This window comes from Rhodopseudomonas sp. B29, from assembly GCF_000333455.1.
Classification (GTDB): Bacteria; Pseudomonadota; Alphaproteobacteria; order Rhizobiales; family Xanthobacteraceae; genus Rhodopseudomonas.
The window spans coordinates 1-4313 of the sequence record NZ_BADD01000295.1; the positions used below are offsets into that span (position 1 = coordinate 1).

Genomic DNA, 4313 nt, shown 5'->3' on the forward strand with positions numbered 1-4313 from the left:
CGGCGCCTAGCATCGGCACGTCGAGCGCGTCGGCCGGAAAGGCGAACTTTGTCGCGTTGATGCGGTTGCCGACCGCGACGTGCCGGGCGCCGGCGGCGAGCCGCGCGGCAACCGGCTTGATTTCGTCGATCGACGCTTGGTTGTTGCCGAGCACGTGCTACGCGATCCAATCGCCTGCAAGCCGGCGGTGCTCGCCGAGACCGATCAGTACGTCGCGTTCGGCTCCGAGTATCGGGCGCTGGTCGGTCTGCCCGGCATCGACAACGCCCGGGTCTGGGAGCCCGAGCCGGCCACCGTGTATTTCTGGGAGCGCTGATCATGCCGACGATCGATCTGGCGGCAACCGGCCTGCGCGCGCTCAATCAGGCGCTGCATCAGCTCGGTGAAGGTACCAACGAAACCCAGTGGGAAATCATCAACCCGCGCGGCTCGCACGCGGTGGCGGTCGGCGTCAACGCGCCGGTGGATATCACCATCAAGGGTAGCCTCGGTTACTACTGCGCCGGCATGAACCGGCAGGCCAAGGTCACGATCGAGGGCTCGGTCGGTCCGGGTGTCGCCGAGAACATGATGTCCGGCGAGGTCGTCGTCAAAGGCGACGCCAGCCAATACGCCGGCGCCACCGGTCACGGCGGGCTCCTGGTGATCGAAGGCAATGCGTCGTCGCGCTGCGGCATCTCGATGAAGGGCATCGACATCGTGGTGAAGGGCAATATCGGCCACATGTCGGCCTTCATGGCGCAGGCCGGCAATCTCGTCGTCTGCGGCGACGCCGGCGATGCGCTGGGCGACTCGATCTACGAGGCGCGGCTCTTCGTGCGCGGCAGCGTGAAGAGCCTCGGTGCCGACTGCATCGAGAAGCCGATGCGGCCCGAGCATCTCGACATCGTCGGCAAGCTGCTCGAGCGGGCCGGCATCGCGGGCGTCAAACCCGAAGAGTTCAAGCGCTACGGCTCGGCACGCAAGCTCTACAATTTCAACGTCGATCACGCGGACGCCTACGGCTAGCCGTTCGATCGATCATCACCCAGTCCATTATCATCAGCGCGGCTTTGTAATGTCCTACTCAAATCCTCCGACCACTCCCCGCAAGTCGCACACGTTCGACGACTACACGCTCTCCGAAATCCGCCGGGCGGCGACGACCGGCATCTACGACATCCGCGGCGCCGGCGCGAAACGGCGCGTGCCGCACTTCGACGATCTGTTGTTTCTCGGCGCCTCGATGTCACGCTATCCGCTCGAAGGCTATCGCGAGCGCTGCGACACCGACGTCGTGCTCGGCTCGCGCCACGCCAAGAAGCCGCTGCATCTGAAGATTCCCATCACCATCGCCGGCATGAGCTTCGGCTCGCTGTCCGCCAATGCCAAGGAAGCGCTCGGGCGCGGCGCGACGCTGGCCGGCACCTCGACCACCACCGGTGACGGCGGCATGTCGACCGAGGAGCGCGGCCAGTCGCAGACGCTGGTGTATCAATATCTCCCCTCACGCTACGGCATGAATCCGGCGGACCTCCTAAAGGCTGACGCCATCGAGATCGTTATCGGCCAAGGCGCCAAGCCCGGCGGCGGGGGCATGCTGCTCGGCCAGAAGATCACCGACCGCGTCGCCGAAATGCGCACGCTGCCGAAGGGTATCGACCAGCGCTCCGCCTCGCGGCATCCGGATTGGACCGGCCCCGACGATCTCGAGATCAAGATCCTCGAGCTGCGCGAGATCACCGATTGGGAGAAGCCGATCTTCATCAAGGTCGGCGGCGCGAGGCCTTACTACGACGTCGCGCTGGCGGTGAAGTCGGGCGCCGACGTCGTAGTGCTGGACGGCATGCAGGGCGGCACGGCCGCCACCCAGGAAGTCTTCATCGAGCATGTCGGCATGCCGACGCTGGCATGCATCCGTCCCGCGGTGCAGGCGCTGCAGGATCTCGGCATGCACCGCAAGGTGCAGCTGATCGTGTCCGGCGGCATCCGCAACGGTGCCGATGTCGCAAAGGCGCTGGCGCTTGGCGCCGACGCGGTGTCGATCGGCACGGCGGCGTTGGTGGCGCTCGGCGATAATGATCCGATGCACGAGGCCGAGTATCAGAAGCTCGGCACCACTTCGGGCGCTTATGACGACTGGCACGAGGGCAAGGATCCCGCCGGCATCACCACGCAGGACCCCGAGCTGATGGCACGGCTCGATCCCGTGCTGGCCGGGCGGCGCCTCGCCAACTACCTGAAGGTCATGACCCTGGAGGCGCAGACCATCGCCCGCGCCTGCGGTCACAATCATCTGCACAATCTCGAGCCGGAAGATTTGTGCGCACTCACCATTGAACGCGCAGCCATGGCGCGAGTCCCGCTCGCCGGGGACCGACTGGATACCAGGACGCGACCGGCTGTAGCGACCGTCGTCAACCCTCAAAGAAAGAGAAAGCGTCGTGTCTCAAGATCTGGCTTCCCTGGCGAAAGAACGTGGCATTCGCTATTTCATGATTTCCTACACCGACCTGTATGGGGCCCAGCGCGCCAAGCTGGTGCCGGCCTCGGCGATCGCCGAGATGCAGAAGGACGGTGCAGGCTTTGCAGGGTTCGCCACCTGGCTGGACATGACGCCGGCTCATCCCGATCTGTTCGCGATGCCGGACGCGGCGGCGGTGGTGCAATTGCCGTGGCGCAAGGAAGTCGCCTGGGTGCCGGCGGATTGCGTGATGGACGACAAGCCGGTGTCACAGGCGCCGCGCGTCATCCTGAAGAACCTGGTCGCCGAGGCGGCCGCGAAGGGGCTGCGGGTCAAGACCGGCGTCGAGGCCGAGTTCTTCCTGATCGATCCCGACGGCTCGGTGATCTCCGACGCCAAGGACAATGCCAGCAAGCCTTGCTACGATCAGCAGGCGCTGATGCGGCGTTACGATGTAATCGCCGAAATCTGCGATCACATGCAGGAGCTCGGCTGGCAGCCGTATCAGAACGACCACGAAGACGCCAACGGTCAGTTCGAAATGAACTGGGCGTTCGACGACGCGCTCATCACCGCCGACCGGCACTCGTTCTTCAAATTCATGGTGCGCTCTGTCGCCGAGAAGCACGGTCTGCGCGCGACCTTCATGCCCAAGCCGTTCCCGAACCTGACCGGCTCGGGCTGCCACATCCACATCTCGGTCTGGGACGAGACCGGCAAGACCAACAAGTTCTACGACGCCGGCGAGGAGATGGGGCTGTCGCCGGAAGGTTATCACTTCCTCGGCGGCGTCATGAAACACGCCGAAGCGCTCGCCGCGATCACCAATCCGACGGTGAACAGCTACAAGCGCATCAACGCGCCGCGCACCATCTCGGGCGCGACCTGGTCGCCCAACACGGTGACCTGGACCGGCAACAACCGCACCCACATGGTGCGCGTGCCCGGCAAGGGCCGCTTCGAACTTCGCCTGTCCGACGGCGCGGTCACCCCCTATCTGCTGCAGGCCGTGGTGATCGCGGTCGGGCTCAGCGGCATCGCCTCCAGGCCGATCCAGGCAAGCGCCTCGACATCGACATGTACGCGCAAGGCCACACCGTCAAAGACGCACCGCGCCTGCCGCTGAACCTGCTCGACGCGCTCCGCGCCTTCGACAAGGACGACGCCCTCAAGGCCGCGCTCGGAGCCGAGTTCTCGTCGGCCTATCTCAATCTCAAGCAGCAAGAGTGGAACAGCTACGCGTCCCACTTCACTGAGTGGGAGCGGACGACCACGCTGGATATCTGAGGCGGCGGCGGTTCCGGAGAGGGAAAAGTAACGGGGGCGGCGGCCCAATGGCCGCGGCTGACTGCAGGAGCCGCCGCCTCACAGCGTTCATATCGCCTTGGCGAGAGCGAACAGCCGGAAATCTTCGAGCGCGGCGTGCCGATGCGGGGCGACTTCGCGCTGATACGTCTCGCTGTCGACGATCGAGCGGAAGACGCCGAAATCGCCGTATTCATTGATCGCCGCCTCATCCCAGCGCTCGCCTTGCGGACCAGCGAGGCTCGCCAGGAACGGCCCGGAAAACATCCGCTGGAGCGGCTTGCCGGCCGCAAGACGCCGGAATGCCGGCCTATAGCGCTCATCGTAGGCTTCGCGGCCGGAGCAGGGCGCTGCGTCGAAGCCCTTTTCGTAAAGCGCATTCGCCCGGTAGCGTAACAGATTGAGCATGTAGACCGGTTGGCCGGCGGGGATCGCGCGCTCGGCGGCGTCGAGGGCCTGCAGGGTGATCTCTATAGCGGTCATGGGACTTCCCTTGGTTTGGCTGCGCAGAGTTGCGTGCCGATGCTCCCCATTTGGTCCGAAACGGGTGACGCTTGAGCCGTCG

General features: G+C 65.2%; 2 protein-coding genes and 3 pseudogenes. 4 read left to right on the forward strand and 1 reads right to left on the reverse strand.

Features of this window, described 5'->3' with window-relative positions:
• Positions 1–154 precede the first annotated feature (154 nt).
• The 4 genes and pseudogenes from I5M_RS31325 to glnT form a co-directional block, all read left to right on the forward strand.
• Positions 155–316: pseudogene (locus I5M_RS31325) on the forward strand (glutamine amidotransferase); the annotation flags it as partial.
• Between the two features lie 2 nt (positions 317–318).
• Positions 319–1008: a protein glxC gene (locus tag I5M_RS10860; RefSeq protein WP_022721427.1), complete on the forward strand. Its 690-nt coding sequence runs from the start codon at positions 319–321 to the stop codon at positions 1006–1008.
• A 49-nt stretch (positions 1009–1057) separates the two neighbouring features.
• A pseudogene (locus tag I5M_RS31330) lies at positions 1058–2387 on the forward strand (FMN-binding glutamate synthase family protein).
• Between the two features lie 36 nt (positions 2388–2423).
• Positions 2424–3730 (forward strand): annotated as a pseudogene (gene glnT / locus I5M_RS29515) (type III glutamate--ammonia ligase).
• 87 nt (positions 3731–3817) lie between these two features.
• Here the strand turns inward: glnT and I5M_RS10880 are convergent.
• A complete protein-coding gene (locus tag I5M_RS10880) occupies positions 3818–4231 on the reverse strand; it encodes a hypothetical protein (protein WP_022721430.1) in 414 nt (137 codons plus the stop codon).
• Positions 4232–4313: the final 82 nt, after the last annotated feature.

What these genes read in the sequence shown, in the direction of transcription:
- I5M_RS10860 (WP_022721427.1), top strand. Translation starts at nt 319, where the DNA reads ATGCCGACGATCGATCTGGCGGCAACCGGCCTGCGCGCGCTCAATCAG.
- I5M_RS10880 (WP_022721430.1), bottom strand. Translation starts at nt 4,231, where the DNA reads ATGACCGCTATAGAGATCACCCTGCAGGCCCTCGACGCCGCCGAGCGC.